This window comes from Variovorax sp. DAIF25 (assembly GCF_050711835.1).
Classification (GTDB): Bacteria; Pseudomonadota; Gammaproteobacteria; order Burkholderiales; family Burkholderiaceae_C; genus Variovorax.
In genome coordinates this window covers 7250617-7265072 of record NZ_CP136636.1, presented here as the reverse complement: position 1 = coordinate 7265072, position 14456 = coordinate 7250617, and the positions used below count along the sequence as shown (strand labels likewise).

The window sequence follows — 14456 nt, the reverse complement described above, 5'->3', positions numbered from 1 at the left end:
TGCACGTTGTCTCCGCTCGGGGGGAGTCTAGCCCGCCGTATAGGCTTCCAGACCGATGGTTACCACGGTGGCGACATCGTCGCCCACGCTGGCGCGGAACTCGCGCTCGGCCTGCGTCACCGCCTGGCGGAAGGCCTCGAGCCAGGCCAGGCCGTCGGCCGTGAACAGCACGCGCCGCGCGCGCGCATCGAGCGGATCGGGCCCGCGCGTGACCAGCCCCCAGGCCTCGCACTGGTCGACCAGCGCGCCCATGGCCTGCTTGGTCATGCCGGCACGCTCGGCGAGCTCGGTCAGGCGCGAGCCCTCGCGTGCGAGGTGGCGCGTGATGTGGACGTGGGCCGCGCTCACCTGCGCGCGCGCCGCGAGGTTGGACAGCGCCAGCGGCACGTCGACGTCGTGCGCCATCAGCGCGAGCACGCGCTCGTCGAAGCGACGCATCGCATGGCCGAGCAGCCGGCCCAGGTGGGTCTGGCGCCAGGCATCGGGATCGAGGGGGAAGGGGGTGTCGCTCACGGCGCCAAATGGTAAAGCAAACTGACCAAAAAATGGGTTTACTCGAGTCCATCCGCCCCTACACTACTGTTCAAGCATCCAGGCTGTAGTTAAAAGCAGATGGATCCGACAGTACACAACCCGTTGATCTTCAAGGAGTTTTTCACATGGACGCAGTCGTCAAGGGCTCGAGCATCGCAGGCGCCAACACCGAAAAGGCCAAGGCCCTCCAGGCCGCGCTGGCCCAGATCGAAAAGCAGTTCGGCAAGGGCACGATCATGCGGCTCGGCGAAGGCGAGGCGCTCGAGGACATCCAGGTGGTCTCCACCGGCTCGCTGGGCCTCGACATCGCCCTGGGCGTCGGCGGCCTGCCGCGCGGCCGGGTGGTCGAGATCTACGGCCCGGAATCCTCGGGCAAGACCACGCTCACGCTGCAGGTCATCGCCGCCATGCAGAAGCAGGCCGGCACCTGCGCCTTCGTCGACGCCGAGCACGCGCTCGACGTGCAGTACGCCCAGAAGCTCGGCGTGAACCTGTCCGACCTGCTGATCAGCCAGCCCGACACCGGCGAGCAGGCGCTCGAGATCGTCGACTCGCTGGTGCGCTCGGGCGCCGTCGACCTGATCGTCATCGACTCGGTCGCCGCGCTCACGCCCAAGGCCGAAATCGAAGGCGAAATGGGCGACTCGCTGCCCGGCCTGCAGGCCCGCCTGATGAGCCAGGCGCTGCGCAAGCTCACGGCCACGATCAAGAAGACCAACTGCATGGTCATCTTCATCAACCAGATCCGCATGAAGATCGGCGTGATGTTCGGTTCGCCCGAAACCACCACCGGCGGCAACGCGCTGAAGTTCTACGCCTCGGTGCGCCTGGACATCCGCCGCATCGGCACCATCAAGAAGGGCGACGAGGCCATCGGCAACGAAACCAAGGTCAAGGTGGTGAAGAACAAGGTCTCGCCCCCGTTCAAGACGGCCGAGTTCGACATCCTGTTCGGCGAGGGCATCAGCCGCGAGGGCGAGATCATCGACATGGGCGTGACCGCCAAGATCATCGACAAGTCGGGTGCCTGGTACGCCTACAACGGCGAGAAGATCGGCCAGGGCCGCGACAACGCGCGCGAGTTCCTGCGCGAGAACCCCGAGCTGTCGCGCGAGATCGAGAACAAGGTGCGCGAATCGCTGGGCATCCCGCTGCTGGCGGCGGACGCGGCCGGCGCGACCGAATAACCAGCCGATGCCTGCGAGCGGGGCGCCTTCGGCCGCCCCGCTTTCTTTTTCCGCTTCCGCATTTCCGATGGCATTCGATGCTCCTTCCCTGAAAGGCCGCGCGCTGCGCCTGCTGAGCCAGCGCGAGCATTCCCGCAGCGAACTCGAGCGCAAGCTGGCGCGCTACGAGGAAGAGCCGGGCACGCTCAAGGCCGCGCTCGACGAGCTCGCGGCCAAGGACTTCATCAGCGAGGAGCGCGTGGTCGCCTCGGTGCTGCACCAGCGCGCGGGCCGGCTCGGCGCGGCGCGCGTGCGGCAGGAACTGCAGGCCAAGGGCATCGGCGCCGAGGCCATCTCGCAGGCGGTGGCCGGGCTGCAGGGCAGCGAGCTCGAACGCGCGGCCGCGCTCTGGCGCCGCCGCTTCGACGCCCCGCCCGCCGATCCCAAGGAGCGCGCCCGGCAGGCCCGCTTCCTGATGGCGCGGGGCTTTTCGGCCGCGGTGGCGGCCAAGGTGCTGAGGAGCGATATCGATGAGCTCGAATGAACCGTCTCGCGTGATCACGCAGCGCGTGGCCTGCGGCTGGCGCGCGGCCTATGCACTGGCGGCCGATCCCGCGCGCCTGCCCGACTGGGCCAGCGGCCTGGCCGACGGCGCGCTGACGCGCGACGGCGATCGCTGGCTGGCGACCACGCCCGGTGGCCGCGCGGTGCTGCGCTTCGCGCCGGCCAACGAGCTCGGCGTGCTCGACCACTGGGTGGCGCCCGAGGGCGTGCCCGAGGTCTACGTGCCGTTCCGTGTCATCGGCGTGGCGCCCGGCGCCTGCGAGCTGCAGTTCACGTTGCTGCGCCAGCCGCACATGGACGACGCGGCCTTCGCGCACGACGCCGAGTGGATCGCGCGCGACCTGCGCGCGCTGCAGGCGCTGCTCGAGGCGCCGGCCGACTGAGCGCCCGAGCGGCCAAGCCCGCGACGGGCCGATGGCATGATCCGCGGCTTCATACAAAGAGGAGGAGTCGCAGATGTCTTCGGAACCCACCGGATCCCCTTCACTGGTGCGCACAGGCGCCCGCGCCGGCGCCGCCTTCGTCGGTTCGGTCGCGAAGGGCGTCTTCTTCGGCGTGGTGCTCGGTGGCGGCGCCTTCGTCTATTACCTGAGCCGGTTGAGCGGCCCCGGCATTCCCGGCGCACGCGCGGGCGGCGCCGGCGCGGTGCTGGCGCTGCTGGCCTCGCCGCCGCTGCTGGTGGGCCTGCTGCTGGGGCTCTTCATCGGCGTCTACGTGCTGCTCGGCGTGTCGCAGGGCCGCACGCGCGCGATGCAGCACCTGGTGGCCGCGCGCGGCGAGGCCGTGGCGCAGCGCCTGGGCGATGCCATCGCCGGGCGTATCGAATCGATGCCGCGCACCCACGGGGCGCTGCAGCGCGTGAGCGACTGGCTCTCGGTCGATGCACTGAGCGCGCAGCTCGCGCCGGTGCTCGGCGAAGGCAAGGCGGTGCGGGCGGTGATCGCCTTCGTGGTCAACCGGCTGCCGCTCAACGAGCTGCTGGCCGAATGGCAGCAGGGCCGCGCCGCGCAAGGCGAGCCGGCACCGCTTCCCACGGTGCAGGGCGGGCCCGTCGCGACGCAGGACCCGGCCTTGCGCGCGCTGATCACGCGGCGCATCCACGAGACGCTGCAGGAGATGTCGACGCCCTCGCGCAAGCCGTTCTACATCGTGCTCGCGCTGCATGCGGCGCTGCTCGGCACGGGGCTCTGGCTGGTGGGCTGAAACGAAAAAGGCGCCGGGGAGCCGGCGCCTTTCGAATGGTGGAGGCCGCGCCTCAGAGCGACAGCATCAGCTTGAGGTTCTGCACCGCGGCGCCGCTCGCGCCCTTGCCGAGGTTGTCCAGGCGCGCGATCACCACGGCATGGCGATGGTCCTCGTTCGGGAACACGCGGATCTCGAGCTGGTTGGTGTCGTTGAGCGCCAGCGCGTCGAGCTTGCCGTCCGCGGTGGGCGGCAGCACCTTCACGAACTGCTCGGGCGTGTTGCTCTTCGCGTAGTGCGCGGCCAGCGCCTCGTGCAGGTCGCCGGCCTTCGGCTTGCCGGGCAGCAGGTCGAGGTGCAGCGGCAGCTGGACCAGCATGCCCTGCTTGAAGTTGCCGACCGAGGGGATGAACACCGGGCGCCGCGTGAGGCCGGTGTACTTCATGATCTCGGGGATGTGCTTGTGCGTGAGGCCCAGCGCGTAGGTTTCGAACAGCGGCGCCTCGCCCTTCTCGTAGGCCTCGATCATGGTCCGGCCGCCGCCCGAGTAGCCGCTGACCGAGGGCAGCGCGATCGGGAAGTCGGCGGGCAGCAGGCCCGCGTCGACCAGCGGACGAACCATGGCGATCGCGCCGGTGGCGTAGCAGCCGGGGTTGCCCACGCGGTCGGCCTGGGCCACGGCCTGCCAGTGGCCCGCCACCAGTTCGGGAAAACCGAACACCCAGCCCGGCGCCACGCGGTGCGCGGTCGAGGCGTCGATGATCTTGGGCTTCTTGCCGGGCAACTGGTCGATCAGCGCGACCGATTCGCGTGCCGCGTCGTCGTGCAGGCACAGCACGACGAGGTCGACGCCGGCCATGAGGTCGCGCTTGGCATTGACGTCTTTTCGCAGCTCGGGCGCGATGCTCACGAGCTCGACCTGCGGCATGTCTTGCAGCCGCTCGCGGATCTGGAGGCCGGTGGTGCCGGCTTCGCCATCGATGAAAACCTTGGCCATGGTGGGGTTGCCTGATGGAAGGGCTGGAGGAAAGGGGGCGGAAGAGGACGGGCTAGAAGAAAGTACGTATTGACCGCACACGCCCGTCAGTATTGATGCGGCGCACCATGATACAGTCCGCGATTGTCCGCCGCCCCCAGCCGTCAGGCTGCCGTCGCCTGTGGACAACAGAGCCAACACCAGCCTGCCTAGATCTCCCGTTTATTCAACCTCTTCCTTCCGAGAGACATCCCTCATGAAGATTCACGAGTACCAAGGCAAGGAAATCCTTGCCAAGTTCGGCGTGCCGGTGCCGCGCGGCATTCCGGCCTACACGGTCCAGGAGGCGGTCGAAGCCGCCCAGAAGCTGGGCGGCCCGGTCTGGGTGGTCAAGGCCCAGATCCACGCGGGTGGCCGTGGCAAGGGCGGCGGCGTGAAGGTCGCCAAGACCATCGAGGACGTGAAGAAGCTGGCCGGCGAGATCCTCGGCATGCAGCTCAAGACGCACCAGACCGGCCCCGAAGGCCAGAAGGTCCGCCGCCTCTACATCGAAGACGGCGCCGACATCCAGAAGGAATACTACGTTTCGGCCGTGACCGACCGCGCCACCCAGAAGGTGGCCTTCATCGCTTCGAGCGAAGGCGGCATGGACATCGAGGAAGTGGCCCACTCCTCGCCCGAGAAGATCATCACGGTGTTCGCCGACCCGCAAGCCGGCCTGACCGACGAGCAGGCCAAGCAGATCGCCGACGGCATCGGCATCCCGGCCGATTCGACCGCGCAAGCCGTCGACATCTTCAAGAAGCTCTACACCTGCTACATGGAGACGGACGCCTCGCTGGTCGAGATCAACCCGCTCAACCGTGACGGCAAGGGCAACATCATCGCCCTGGACGCCAAGTTCAACTTCGACAGCAACGCGCTGTTCCGCCACCCCGAGATCGTCGCGCTGCGCGACCTCGACGAGGAAGACCCGGCCGAAGTCGAAGCCTCGAAGTTCGACCTCGCCTACATCTCGCTCGACGGCAACATCGGCTGCCTGGTGAACGGTGCAGGCCTCGCGATGGCCACGATGGACACCATCAAGCTGTTCGGCGGCGAGCCGGCCAACTTCCTCGACGTGGGCGGCGGCGCCACCCCCGAGAAGGTCACCGAAGCCTTCAAGATCATGCTGAAGAACAAGAATGTCGAGGCCATCCTCGTCAACATCTTCGGCGGCATCATGAAGTGCGACACCATCGCCACCGGCGTGATCGCGGCCTGCAAGGCCGTGAACCTGCAAGTGCCGCTGGTCGTGCGCATGAAGGGCACCAACGAAGCCGAAGGCAAGAAGCTGCTGGCCGACTCGGGCCTGCCGATCATCAGCGCCGACACCATGGCGGACGCGGCCCAGAAGGTCGTGGCAGCAGTCAAGAAGGCCTAAGGAACAGAGTCATGTCGATCTACATCAACAAAGACACCAAAGTCATCACCCAAGGCATCACCGGCAAAACGGGCCAGTTCCACACCGAGAAGTGCCAGGAATACGCGAACGGCAAGAACGCCTTCGTGGCCGGTGTGAACCCGAAGAAGGCCGGCGAGTCGATCTTCAACATCCCGATCTTCGGTTCGGTGAAGGAAGCCGCCACGCAGACCGGCGCCACCGTGTCGGTGATCTACGTGCCGCCGGCAGGCGCCGCGGCCGCGATCTGGGAAGCCGTCGAGGCCGACCTGGACATGGCGATCTGCATCACCGAGGGCATCCCCGTTCGCGACATGCTCGAAGTGCGCAACAAGATGAAGGCCAAGGAAGCCGCCGGCGGCAAGAAGACGCTGCTGCTCGGCCCGAACTGCCCCGGCCTGATCACGCCCGACGAGATCAAGATCGGCATCATGCCCGGCCACATCCACCGCAAGGGCCGCATCGGCGTCGTGAGCCGCTCGGGCACGCTGACCTATGAAGCCGTGGCGCAACTGACCGAGATCGGCCTGGGCCAATCGTCGGCAGTCGGCATCGGCGGCGACCCGATCAACGGCCTCAAGCACATCGACGTGATGAAGGCCTTCAACGACGACCCCGAAACCGACGCCGTGATCATGATCGGCGAAATCGGCGGTCCCGACGAAGCCGACGCCGCCCGCTGGTGCAAGGACAACATGAAGAAGCCGGTGGTCGGCTTCATCGCCGGCGTGACCGCGCCTCCCGGCAAGCGCATGGGCCATGCCGGCGCGCTGATCTCGGGCGGTGCCGACACGGCCGAGGCCAAGCTCTCCATCATGGAAGAGTGCGGCTTCACCGTGACGCGCAACTTCTCGGAACTGGCCAAGCTGCTCAAGGGCAAGCTGTAAGCCACGGCGTTCGCGCCCAGCAAGGTCCGTAAAGAGACCTCACACGCGCAAGAAAGAACAAGACGCCCGCAATCCGATTGCGGGCGTTTTTTTCACAAAAACAAAGCGGGATCAGAGACATGGAACTTCTTCAAAGCACGGACTTCTGGATCGGCCTGATCAAGATCGTCTGGATCAACATCATCCTGTCGGGCGACAACGCCGTGGTGATCGCCATGGCGGCGCGTTCGCTGCCGCCCGAGCAGCAGAAAAAAGCGGTGCTCTTCGGCTCCGGCGCGGCCGTCGTGTTGCGGATCGTGCTGACGGTGGTGGCGGCCAAGCTGCTGGCGCTGCCGTACCTGCAGATCGTCGGTGGCCTGCTGCTGCTGTGGATCGGCCTGCAACTGCTCGGCGAGGAAGACGAGGGCGACGGCGACTCCAAGGAGTACGGCAGCATGATGGCGGCCGTGCGCACCATCCTTCTGGCCGACCTCGTGATGAGCCTGGACAACGTGATCGCCGTGGCGGCCGCCGCGCAGGGCAGCATGGTGCTGCTGGTGCTGGGCCTGGCGATCAGCATCCCGCTCGTGATCTTCGGCAGCACGCTGATGATCAAGCTGATGGAGCGCTTCCCCATCATCGTGATGCTGGGCGCGGCGCTGATCGGCTGGGTCGGCGGCGAGACCATCGTGAGCGACGTGTCGCTGCGCGAGGTGCTGGCGGCCAACCCCTGGCTGCACTACGCCGCTGCCGCGGCCGGTGCGCTGTTCGTGGTGGCGGTGGGCAAGCTGCTCCAGCGGCGTGCCCACGCGGCCGCGGCGCAGCACTGACGGCGGAAGCCACCACCGGGCTGCCGCTTCGCCGACACTTGCGACCATGGTAGGTGTCGGCACTTCCCTCTTCTCGACCCGTCCCCCGCTCTCGTGGGAGTTCGCGGCGCTGACCGACGTCGGCCGCGTGCGCGCCCACAACGAGGACGCGGTCCATGTCGATCCCGTGCTCGGGCTGGCGGTGCTGGCCGACGGCATGGGCGGCTACAAGGGCGGCGAGGTCGCCAGCGCGATGGCGGTGTCGCTGGTGCATGCGAACTTCCGGCGCTGGTACGTGCAGGCCGGTCCGCAGGCGCCGGCCCGCGTCGTGCGGCGCGCGCTGCAGGCCGCGACCGACGAGGCCAATGCCGCCATCCTCGACGGCAGCCTGACCAATCCCAACCTGCAGGGCATGGGGACCACGCTGGTCCTGGCCGCCTTCGGGCCGCACCGCGTGATGGTGGGCCACATCGGCGACTCGCGCTGCTACCGGCTGCGCAACGACAAGCTCGAGCAACTCACGCGCGACCATTCGCTGCGCCAGCAGCAGCTCGATGCCGGCGCCATCACGGCCGAGGAAGCGCTGTCCTCGCCCAACCGCAACCTCGTGACCCGCGCCGTCGGCGTCGAGGCCCAAGTCTTGCTGGAAATGCATGAACACACGGCCAGGCCCGACGACCTCTATATGCTGTGCTCCGACGGGCTCAGCGAAATGGTCCCAGACGCCCAGCTTTTCACGCTTCTGACGAGACAAGACGGTGGTATTGAGTCCAAGGTATCACTTTTGGCAAACATCGCCAACGAAAATGGCGGACGGGATAACATTTCTGTCATCCTGGCCCGGGCCAGCCTGCCACGCGCGGCGGCCTGACGCAGGCGATGGGGCGGCGGATGCATCCGCCGCGTCGTCGTCGGCCCCGCGACAATTGCAATCAGGGAGTCGGCAGTGCCGAGAATGAGTATCTCGATCGATGGTGTCGTCATTCGGGAAGTGACGCTCGCGAAGGACCGTACCACCCTCGGGCGGCGCGCCTACAACGACATCGTGGTCGACAATCTCGCGGTGAGCGGCGAGCATGCCGTTCTGACCCTGCGCGGTGGCGATGTCCAAATTGAAGACCTCAACAGCACCAACGGCACCTACGTCAATGCAGTGGCCGTGCAGAAGCGGACGCTCAAGGACAACGATGTCATCGAGGTCGGCGGCTGCCGCATCCACTACCGCGCGCGCAGCGCCGCGCCCGCGGCCGGCACGCCGGTCCAGGTCGTCGTCGGCACCGAGTCTTCCGCCCCCATTCCGCTGTCCGCCGCGCCCACCGAATCGGGCGCGCTGGTCGAGCTCGGCGTGCCGGTGCTGCGCGTGCTGGCCGGCGAGAACGCCGGGCACGACCTGCCGCTGCAGAAGGTCGTCACCACCGTCGGCAAGCCCGGCGTTGCCGTCGCGGTCGTCACGCGCCGCCGCCAGGGCTACGTGGCGGCGAGCGTCATGGGCGCCGTCCTGCTCAACGGCGAGCCGCTGGGTGTCGAGGCCGTCGCGCTGCACGAGCGCGACCTGCTCGAGCTCGGCACCCTGCGCCTGCAGTTCGCGCGGGTCTGAGCCGCGGGTCTTCCGTCGGCGAACCGGCCCCGATTCCGATCCCGGTTCCGGTCGATCATGAGTGCATTGCGGCGCCACTGGGCGCGCATCGCCGTCACCTTGCTGCCCGTGCTGCTGGCGCTGGCGCATGCCACCGGGCTCTGGCATGCCGGCATGCTCGAGCGCCTCGACCACCTGATCTACGACGTGCGCCTGCGCGCCACCATGCCGGGCACCTTCGATCCGCGCATCGTGATCGTCGACGTCGACGACGCGAGCCTCGCGCGCCAGGGGCAATGGCCGTGGCCGCGCGACAAGGTGGCGCGGCTCGCGACCGAGCTGCTGTCGCACCAGCAGGCCAAGGTCGTGGGCTTCGACGTCATGTTCGTCGAGCCCGACCGCAGCTCGGGCATCGACCGCCTGCGCGAGCTGGCGGACGGCCCGCTGCGCGGCATCCCGGGGCTCGCCGGCGAGGTCGAGAAACTCGCGCCCTCGCTCGACAACGATGCCGTGCTGGCGCGCACGCTCGCCGGTCGGCCCGTGGCGCTCGGCTACTACTTCACGCAGGCCGAGACGCCGCGCGCCCGCGGCGCCTTGCCCGCCACGCCGCTGTGGCCCGCCGACGCGCTGCCCGCGAAGGAGGGCTACACCACGCACTGGAACGGCTTCGGCGCCAGCCTGCCGGTGCTCGCGCAGGCCGCGCCCAGCGGGGGCTTCCTCAACACCCTGGTCGGCGAGAGCGATGACGGCGTGATCCGCAGCGTGCCGCTGATCGCGCGCTACGACGGCGACCAGGCCCGGCCCGGCTACTACGAGTCGCTCGCGCTGGCCGTCTACCGGCTCGCCAACGGTTCGCCGCCGGTGGTGCCCGCACTGGTGCCCGACAGTCCGGTCGCGCAACTCGAGTCGCTGCGCATCGGCGAGCTGCGCGTACCGGTCGATCGCAACGCCAGCGTGCAGGTGCCGTTCCGCGGCCCGGGCGGAAGCCGCGGCGGCTCGTTCCGCTACGTGGCGGCCGCCGACGTGCTCGAGGGTCGGCTCGCGCCCGAGGAGCTGAAGGACAAGATCGTGCTCGTCGGCGCCACCGCGCCCGGCCTGCAGGATCTGCGCGCCACGCCCGCGGCACCTTCCTTCGCCGGCGTCGAGGTGCATGCCAACATCGTCTCGGCGCTGCTCGACGACCGCCTGCTCGCCGTGCCCGACTACGCGCCCGGCTACGAGGTGCTGACCGTGTTCATCGCCGGCATCGCGCTGGCCATCGGCCTGTCGCTGCTGCCCGCGCTGCGCGCCGTGGCCTTCATGCTGGCCGTGGCCGCGCTGCTGGTCGGGCTCAACACCTGGCTCTACGTCGCCCACGGCCTGGTGCTGCCGCTGGCCTCGACGCTGGCCATGGTCGCGCTCGCCTTCCTGCTCAACATGAGCTGGGGCTACCTGGTCGAATCGCGCGCGCGCCGCGGTCTCGTGCAGCTCTTCGGCACCTACGTGCCGCCGCAGCTCGTCGACGAGATGCTGGAGCGCCCCGGTCACTACAGCATGCGCGCCGAGAGCAAGACCATGACCGTCATGTTCTGCGACATGCGCGACTTCACGCGCTTCTCGGAACAGATGTCGCCGGCCGAGCTGCAGGCCTTCCTCAACACCGTGTTCAGCCGCCTCACCGACGTCATCACCGCGCACCGCGGCACCGTCGACAAGTACATGGGCGATTGCGTCATGGCCTTCTGGGGCGCGCCGCTCGAGACGCCCGACCACGCCAGCCTCGCCGTCAGCGCGGCGCTCGACATGGCCGAGGCCGTGCAGGACCTCAACCGCATCCACCGCTCCATCGGCCGGCCCGAGATCAGCATCGGCATCGGCCTCAACAGCGGCGTCATGAGCGTGGGCGACATGGGATCGGCCGCGCGGCGCAGCTACACCGTGGTCGGCGACGCGGTCAACCTGGCCTCGCGCCTCGAGGGCCTCAGCGGCCACTACGGCGTCGAGATCGTCGCCAGCGGCGGCACGCGCGAGTTCGCGCCGGCCTATGTCTGGCAGGAGCTCGACAGCGTGTTCGTCAAGGGCCGGGCCCAGGCCGTCGCCGTGTTCACGCCGCTGGCCGTCGCCCTGGACGAAGCCGACGTCGTCGCCGTGCGCGAAGCCCATCGGCTCGAACGCTGGGCCGAGGTGCTGGCCGCCTACCGGCGCCAGGACTGGGCCTTGGGCCGAAACTTGCTGGACCCCCTCCTCGTGGCCGATGCCAAAAAAGTCCTTTACCAGCTCTACGCGCAGAGATTAGCCTCGATGGCGTTGCGTCCCCACGACCCGTCGTGGGACGGTGCGACCCGGTTCGAAACCAAATGACAGACACAGACAAGGGGTCTCTCACAATGCAGGTTCGTGTGCTGGGTTGCTCGGGCGCCATCGCCAAAGACTGCCGCACCACCTCCTTCCTGGTCGATACCGACCTGCTCGTCGATGCCGGTACCGGCGTCGGCGATCTCACCCTCGAAGAAATGGCCGGCGTCGACGACATGGTGCTCACGCACTGCCATCTCGACCACATCGCCGCCCTGCCCCTGATGCTCGACGCCGTCGGTGGCCGCCGCACCCGACCGCTGCGCGTGCATGCGCTGCGCGCCACCATCGAGGCGCTGCGCGCCCATGTGTTCAACAACATCATCTGGCCCGATTTCGAGAGCATCCCGAGTCCCGAGGCGCCCTTCGTCACCTTCCACGACATCGCCGTCGGCCAGACCCTGCTGCTCGGCAGCGCCACGCCCAAGCGCATCGAGGTGCTGCCGGCCGTGCACACCGTGCCCGCCTGCGGCTTCGCCGTGAGCCGTGCCGACGGCGGTGCCCACTGGGTCTTCAGCGGCGACACCGAGCGCAACGCGCCGTTCTGGGACCGCGTCAACGCGCTGGAGGTCGCGATGCTCGTCATCGAGACGGCGTTCAGCAACCGCGAGCAGGCCCTGGCCGAACGCAGCCTGCACCTGTCGCCCACCATGCTGGCCGACGAGCTGGCCCACATCGAGCCCGGCAAGGACTACCCGATCTACATCACCCACACCAAGCCGGCCGAAACCGAGGAGATCATGAGCCAGATCGAATCGCTGGCCGGCCGGCAGGTGCCGGGGTTGGCGCAGCGGGACATCCGCTGGCTCAAGGCGGACGGCATCCTGACCTTCTGAGCCCCGCCGCGGCGGCACGGATGGCATGACAAATTTGTCACCATGTGTCGCATCTTGATACATCTTCTGTCACATGCAGTAACGCCAATGTGGTCAGGGGTGACGCGTTAGGTCGCTGACGGAGCGTCAAAACGGGTGGCACGGATGCTGCGGAAGGTTCTTCGCTCCGGGGGGAGGACTCCCGGGAGTGACAACCAACCCAACCAACCTGGAGTTAGTGAAATGAACCGTCGTACGATCGCCCGCCGCGCGCAGGCAGGCTTTACTCTTATCGAATTGATGATCGTTGTGGCGATCATTGGTATTTTGGCGGCTGTTGCCTTGCCCGCTTATCAAGACTACACCGCGAAGTCGCAGGTTGCGGCCTCCCTTGCAGAAATCACCCCCGGCAAGGTCAATATGGAAACAAAAATTACCGAAGGCTCGGCCGTGTCCAACGCTGCGGATATTGGTCTGCAAAGCGCAACCTCCCGTTGTTCGGCCATCACGCCGGCTTTTGTTGTGGCGAATAAGGGTGTTGCAAGTATCAGCTGCACCATGATCGGGGGCTCGCTGGTAAACACCAAGACAATCACTTGGACTCGTGCTGCAGATGACGCGGCTACTAATCCTGGTGCCTGGACTTGCGCGACGACCGTTGTCAACAAGTTGGCACCGAAAGAATGCCCCGGCGTCTAACATTATTGCGCTCCTAAAGCCGCCTTTTGGCGGCTTTTTCGTTTTGAAGCTACTAGACGTAGATTTCGAACCGCGTGGAAAAAATCAACGGATTTTTCTCGGGGGTGTGGCTGATTTGAGGTGGTTACGCGAGCCTGGGTATCAGTGCTAGGTTGAGCGTCATCGTCAGCCGCTGTGCCTGTCCCAGAAAATCTATTGAAGACTTACACAGAGGTTTCGCACAACTCTTCTCAGGTCTACGTCTTCCTCGCCTGCCGTTGCTCGATTCGATTTAGAGAGTCAGCGAACTTGGTATTTTGGACAAACGGTTGCATACAGGGTTTGAACGGCAACCTTGATGCACAACCTAGAGGCTACAAACGTTACCATCAGAAACATTCATCATTTGCGCCAAGTATCGTGGACCAATGGTTTCTTAGCAGCTCGACTAGCGCATGTGCGTGTCCGCCAAAAAAACTGAAAGGCTTCACTCTGGTCGAAGCCATGGTTGTTGTTGCCTTGGTCGCTATCTTGGCCGCGCTCGCAATGCCTTCATTCAACGGCGCGATTGCCAATCAGCGAGTGAAATCCGCTGCCCAAGAACTTCAAACCCTGCTCCAGTTCGCCCGCGCCGAGGCTGTTTACAAACGCACGCCAGTCACCGTCTCGTTGAGCACCGGCCAGCAATGGCAAGCCAAGGACAGCACAAAGGTACTGCGCGAGGCTTCGGTGTCGGATGCCGTCAGCATTACTGCGGCTTCTACCAATGGTGTGGTGTTCTCGGTCGAGGGTCAGGCTAAGCCCGCCTCGGGCAGCGCCCCGTACAAGGTATCGATCTCCGCCACTGGCGCCTCGCGCGTGCAGTGCCTCAGCGTGATCGGTACGGGCCTGGTTCGATTGCAAAACGTGGCGGCCGGGCAGAGCTGCCCCTGAGCTTGTCGACACTTTCTTCACGGACCTGTTCATGCGCGCCCCCCCTTCCCCATCGCGGTCTCGCCAGGCCGGCCTGAGCCTCATCGAGGTTCTCGTTGCCGTCCTTCTGGTCAGCATCGGGCTGCTCGGCGCGGCCGGCATGCATGTGCGCGCCATCGGTTTTACCGCCGACACCGAACGACGACAGATGGCGGCCATGATCGCTTCCGAATTGATGGAGACGATGCGCGGCGACACGCTCACGGTGCTGGACGTCACCGGAACGCCGAAGGCAGATCTCGGCGGTTACCTGAAAGCGGGCGGGACCGAACTGGCGGCCGTCACGGCGGCGGACTGCAAGCCGCTGGCGGCGGAACCCGCCAAGCGGTTGGGCTGCTGGGGTGCGCGCGCCAAGCAACTCATGCCCGAGTTGCCGAATGCCCTCATCACAAGCAATTTCGTTGTCGGCTTGACCTCGGGCACCGGCGTGATCTCGGTCACTGTGGCCTGGCCGGCCAAGAAGGGTCAATGTCTGGATGGAACCGACAATGAGTTTTGCTCTTACACGTTGCGGTCGAGGCTCTGAGGCCATGGCACGCACAT

16 protein-coding genes are annotated in these 14456 nt (G+C 66.8%); 14 read left to right on the top strand and 2 right to left on the bottom strand.

What is annotated here, in order from left to right; genetic code table 11:
• Nucleotides 1–27: 27 nt before the first annotated feature.
• Nucleotides 28–513, bottom strand: a complete 486-nt coding sequence (locus tag R0232_RS33635) for a MarR family winged helix-turn-helix transcriptional regulator (RefSeq protein WP_093351519.1) — start codon at nt 511–513, stop codon at nt 28–30.
• Nucleotides 514–659: 146 nt separating this feature from the next.
• Between R0232_RS33635 and recA the strand changes: the two genes are divergently transcribed.
• From recA to R0232_RS33615, 4 genes are all read left to right on the top strand, one after another.
• A complete protein-coding gene (gene recA / locus R0232_RS33630) occupies nt 660–1721 on the top strand; it encodes a recombinase RecA (protein WP_431510811.1) in 1062 nt (353 codons plus the stop codon).
• Nucleotides 1722–1788: 67 nt separating this feature from the next.
• Nucleotides 1789–2244, top strand: coding sequence for a recombination regulator RecX (gene recX / locus R0232_RS33625; RefSeq protein ID WP_093351512.1), 456 nt, complete (start codon nt 1789–1791; stop codon nt 2242–2244).
• Entirely contained in the window at nt 2231–2647 is a 417-nt protein-coding gene (locus R0232_RS33620; protein WP_431510810.1) for an SRPBCC family protein, read from the top strand. Before recX ends, R0232_RS33620 begins: the two co-directional genes overlap by 14 nt.
• A 73-nt stretch (nt 2648–2720) precedes the next feature.
• Nucleotides 2721–3467, top strand: coding sequence for a hypothetical protein (locus tag R0232_RS33615; RefSeq protein ID WP_398501625.1), 747 nt, complete (start codon nt 2721–2723; stop codon nt 3465–3467).
• Between the two features lie 52 nt (nt 3468–3519).
• On the opposite strand, the gene argC is transcribed toward R0232_RS33615, so the two are convergent.
• A complete protein-coding gene (gene argC / locus R0232_RS33610; protein WP_431510809.1) occupies nt 3520–4443 on the bottom strand; it encodes an N-acetyl-gamma-glutamyl-phosphate reductase in 924 nt (307 codons plus the stop codon).
• Nucleotides 4444–4678: 235 nt separating this feature from the next.
• On the opposite strand from argC, the gene sucC reads away from it, so the two are divergent.
• The 10 genes from sucC (at nt 4679) to pilV (ending at nt 14439) form a co-directional block, all read left to right on the top strand.
• The gene (gene sucC / locus R0232_RS33605; RefSeq protein ID WP_093351500.1) at nt 4679–5845 is read left to right on the top strand and encodes an ADP-forming succinate--CoA ligase subunit beta; all 1167 of its coding nucleotides are present in this window, start codon (nt 4679–4681) and stop codon (nt 5843–5845) included.
• Nucleotides 5846–5856: 11 nt separating this feature from the next.
• Nucleotides 5857–6750 carry a succinate--CoA ligase subunit alpha gene (gene sucD / locus R0232_RS33600; RefSeq protein ID WP_431510808.1) on the top strand — a complete coding sequence of 298 codons (894 nt, stop codon included), beginning with the start codon at nt 5857–5859 and terminating at the stop codon, nt 6748–6750.
• 119 nt (nt 6751–6869) lie between these two features.
• Nucleotides 6870–7559 carry a TerC family protein gene (locus R0232_RS33595; protein WP_093351495.1) on the top strand — a complete coding sequence of 230 codons (690 nt, stop codon included), beginning with the start codon at nt 6870–6872 and terminating at the stop codon, nt 7557–7559.
• 46 nt (nt 7560–7605) lie between these two features.
• Entirely contained in the window at nt 7606–8409 is an 804-nt protein-coding gene (locus tag R0232_RS33590) for a Stp1/IreP family PP2C-type Ser/Thr phosphatase (RefSeq protein ID WP_093351492.1), read from the top strand.
• A 75-nt stretch (nt 8410–8484) separates the two neighbouring features.
• Complete coding sequence (locus tag R0232_RS33585) at nt 8485–9135, top strand: FHA domain-containing protein (protein ID WP_431510807.1); 651 nt, start codon at nt 8485–8487, stop codon at nt 9133–9135.
• 57 nt (nt 9136–9192) lie between these two features.
• The gene (locus R0232_RS33580) at nt 9193–11454 is read left to right on the top strand and encodes a CHASE2 domain-containing protein (protein WP_431510806.1); all 2262 of its coding nucleotides are present in this window, start codon (nt 9193–9195) and stop codon (nt 11452–11454) included.
• Between the two features lie 26 nt (nt 11455–11480).
• Nucleotides 11481–12284, top strand: coding sequence for a 3',5'-cyclic-nucleotide phosphodiesterase (locus tag R0232_RS33575; protein ID WP_093351479.1), 804 nt, complete (start codon nt 11481–11483; stop codon nt 12282–12284).
• Nucleotides 12285–12506: 222 nt separating this feature from the next.
• A complete protein-coding gene (locus tag R0232_RS33570; RefSeq protein WP_431510805.1) occupies nt 12507–12962 on the top strand; it encodes a pilin in 456 nt (151 codons plus the stop codon).
• Nucleotides 12963–13445: 483 nt separating this feature from the next.
• Entirely contained in the window at nt 13446–13874 is a 429-nt protein-coding gene (locus tag R0232_RS33565) for a pilus assembly FimT family protein (RefSeq protein ID WP_431510804.1), read from the top strand.
• A gap of 31 nt (nt 13875–13905) precedes the next feature.
• Entirely contained in the window at nt 13906–14439 is a 534-nt protein-coding gene (gene pilV / locus R0232_RS33560) for a type IV pilus modification protein PilV (protein ID WP_431510803.1), read from the top strand.
• Nucleotides 14440–14456 lie beyond the last annotated feature (17 nt).

Bases quoted from the DNA above. Each gene is read 5' to 3' on its own strand.
- R0232_RS33620 (WP_431510810.1), top strand. From the start codon at position 2,231: ATGAGCTCGAATGAACCGTCTCGCGTGATCACGCAGCGCGTGGCCTGC.
- R0232_RS33590 (WP_093351492.1), top strand. From the start codon at position 7,606: ATGGTAGGTGTCGGCACTTCCCTCTTCTCGACCCGTCCCCCGCTCTCG.
- pilV (WP_431510803.1), top strand. From the start codon at position 13,906: ATGCGCGCCCCCCCTTCCCCATCGCGGTCTCGCCAGGCCGGCCTGAGC.
- sucD (WP_431510808.1), top strand. From the start codon at position 5,857: ATGTCGATCTACATCAACAAAGACACCAAAGTCATCACCCAAGGCATC.
- argC (WP_431510809.1), bottom strand. From the start codon at position 4,443: ATGGCCAAGGTTTTCATCGATGGCGAAGCCGGCACCACCGGCCTCCAG.
- R0232_RS33580 (WP_431510806.1), top strand. From the start codon at position 9,193: ATGAGTGCATTGCGGCGCCACTGGGCGCGCATCGCCGTCACCTTGCTG.
- R0232_RS33595 (WP_093351495.1), top strand. From the start codon at position 6,870: ATGGAACTTCTTCAAAGCACGGACTTCTGGATCGGCCTGATCAAGATC.
- sucC (WP_093351500.1), top strand. From the start codon at position 4,679: ATGAAGATTCACGAGTACCAAGGCAAGGAAATCCTTGCCAAGTTCGGC.
- recA (WP_431510811.1), top strand. From the start codon at position 660: ATGGACGCAGTCGTCAAGGGCTCGAGCATCGCAGGCGCCAACACCGAA.
- R0232_RS33565 (WP_431510804.1), top strand. From the start codon at position 13,446: ATGGTTGTTGTTGCCTTGGTCGCTATCTTGGCCGCGCTCGCAATGCCT.
- R0232_RS33615 (WP_398501625.1), top strand. From the start codon at position 2,721: ATGTCTTCGGAACCCACCGGATCCCCTTCACTGGTGCGCACAGGCGCC.
- R0232_RS33575 (WP_093351479.1), top strand. From the start codon at position 11,481: ATGCAGGTTCGTGTGCTGGGTTGCTCGGGCGCCATCGCCAAAGACTGC.
- R0232_RS33570 (WP_431510805.1), top strand. From the start codon at position 12,507: ATGAACCGTCGTACGATCGCCCGCCGCGCGCAGGCAGGCTTTACTCTT.
- recX (WP_093351512.1), top strand. From the start codon at position 1,789: ATGGCATTCGATGCTCCTTCCCTGAAAGGCCGCGCGCTGCGCCTGCTG.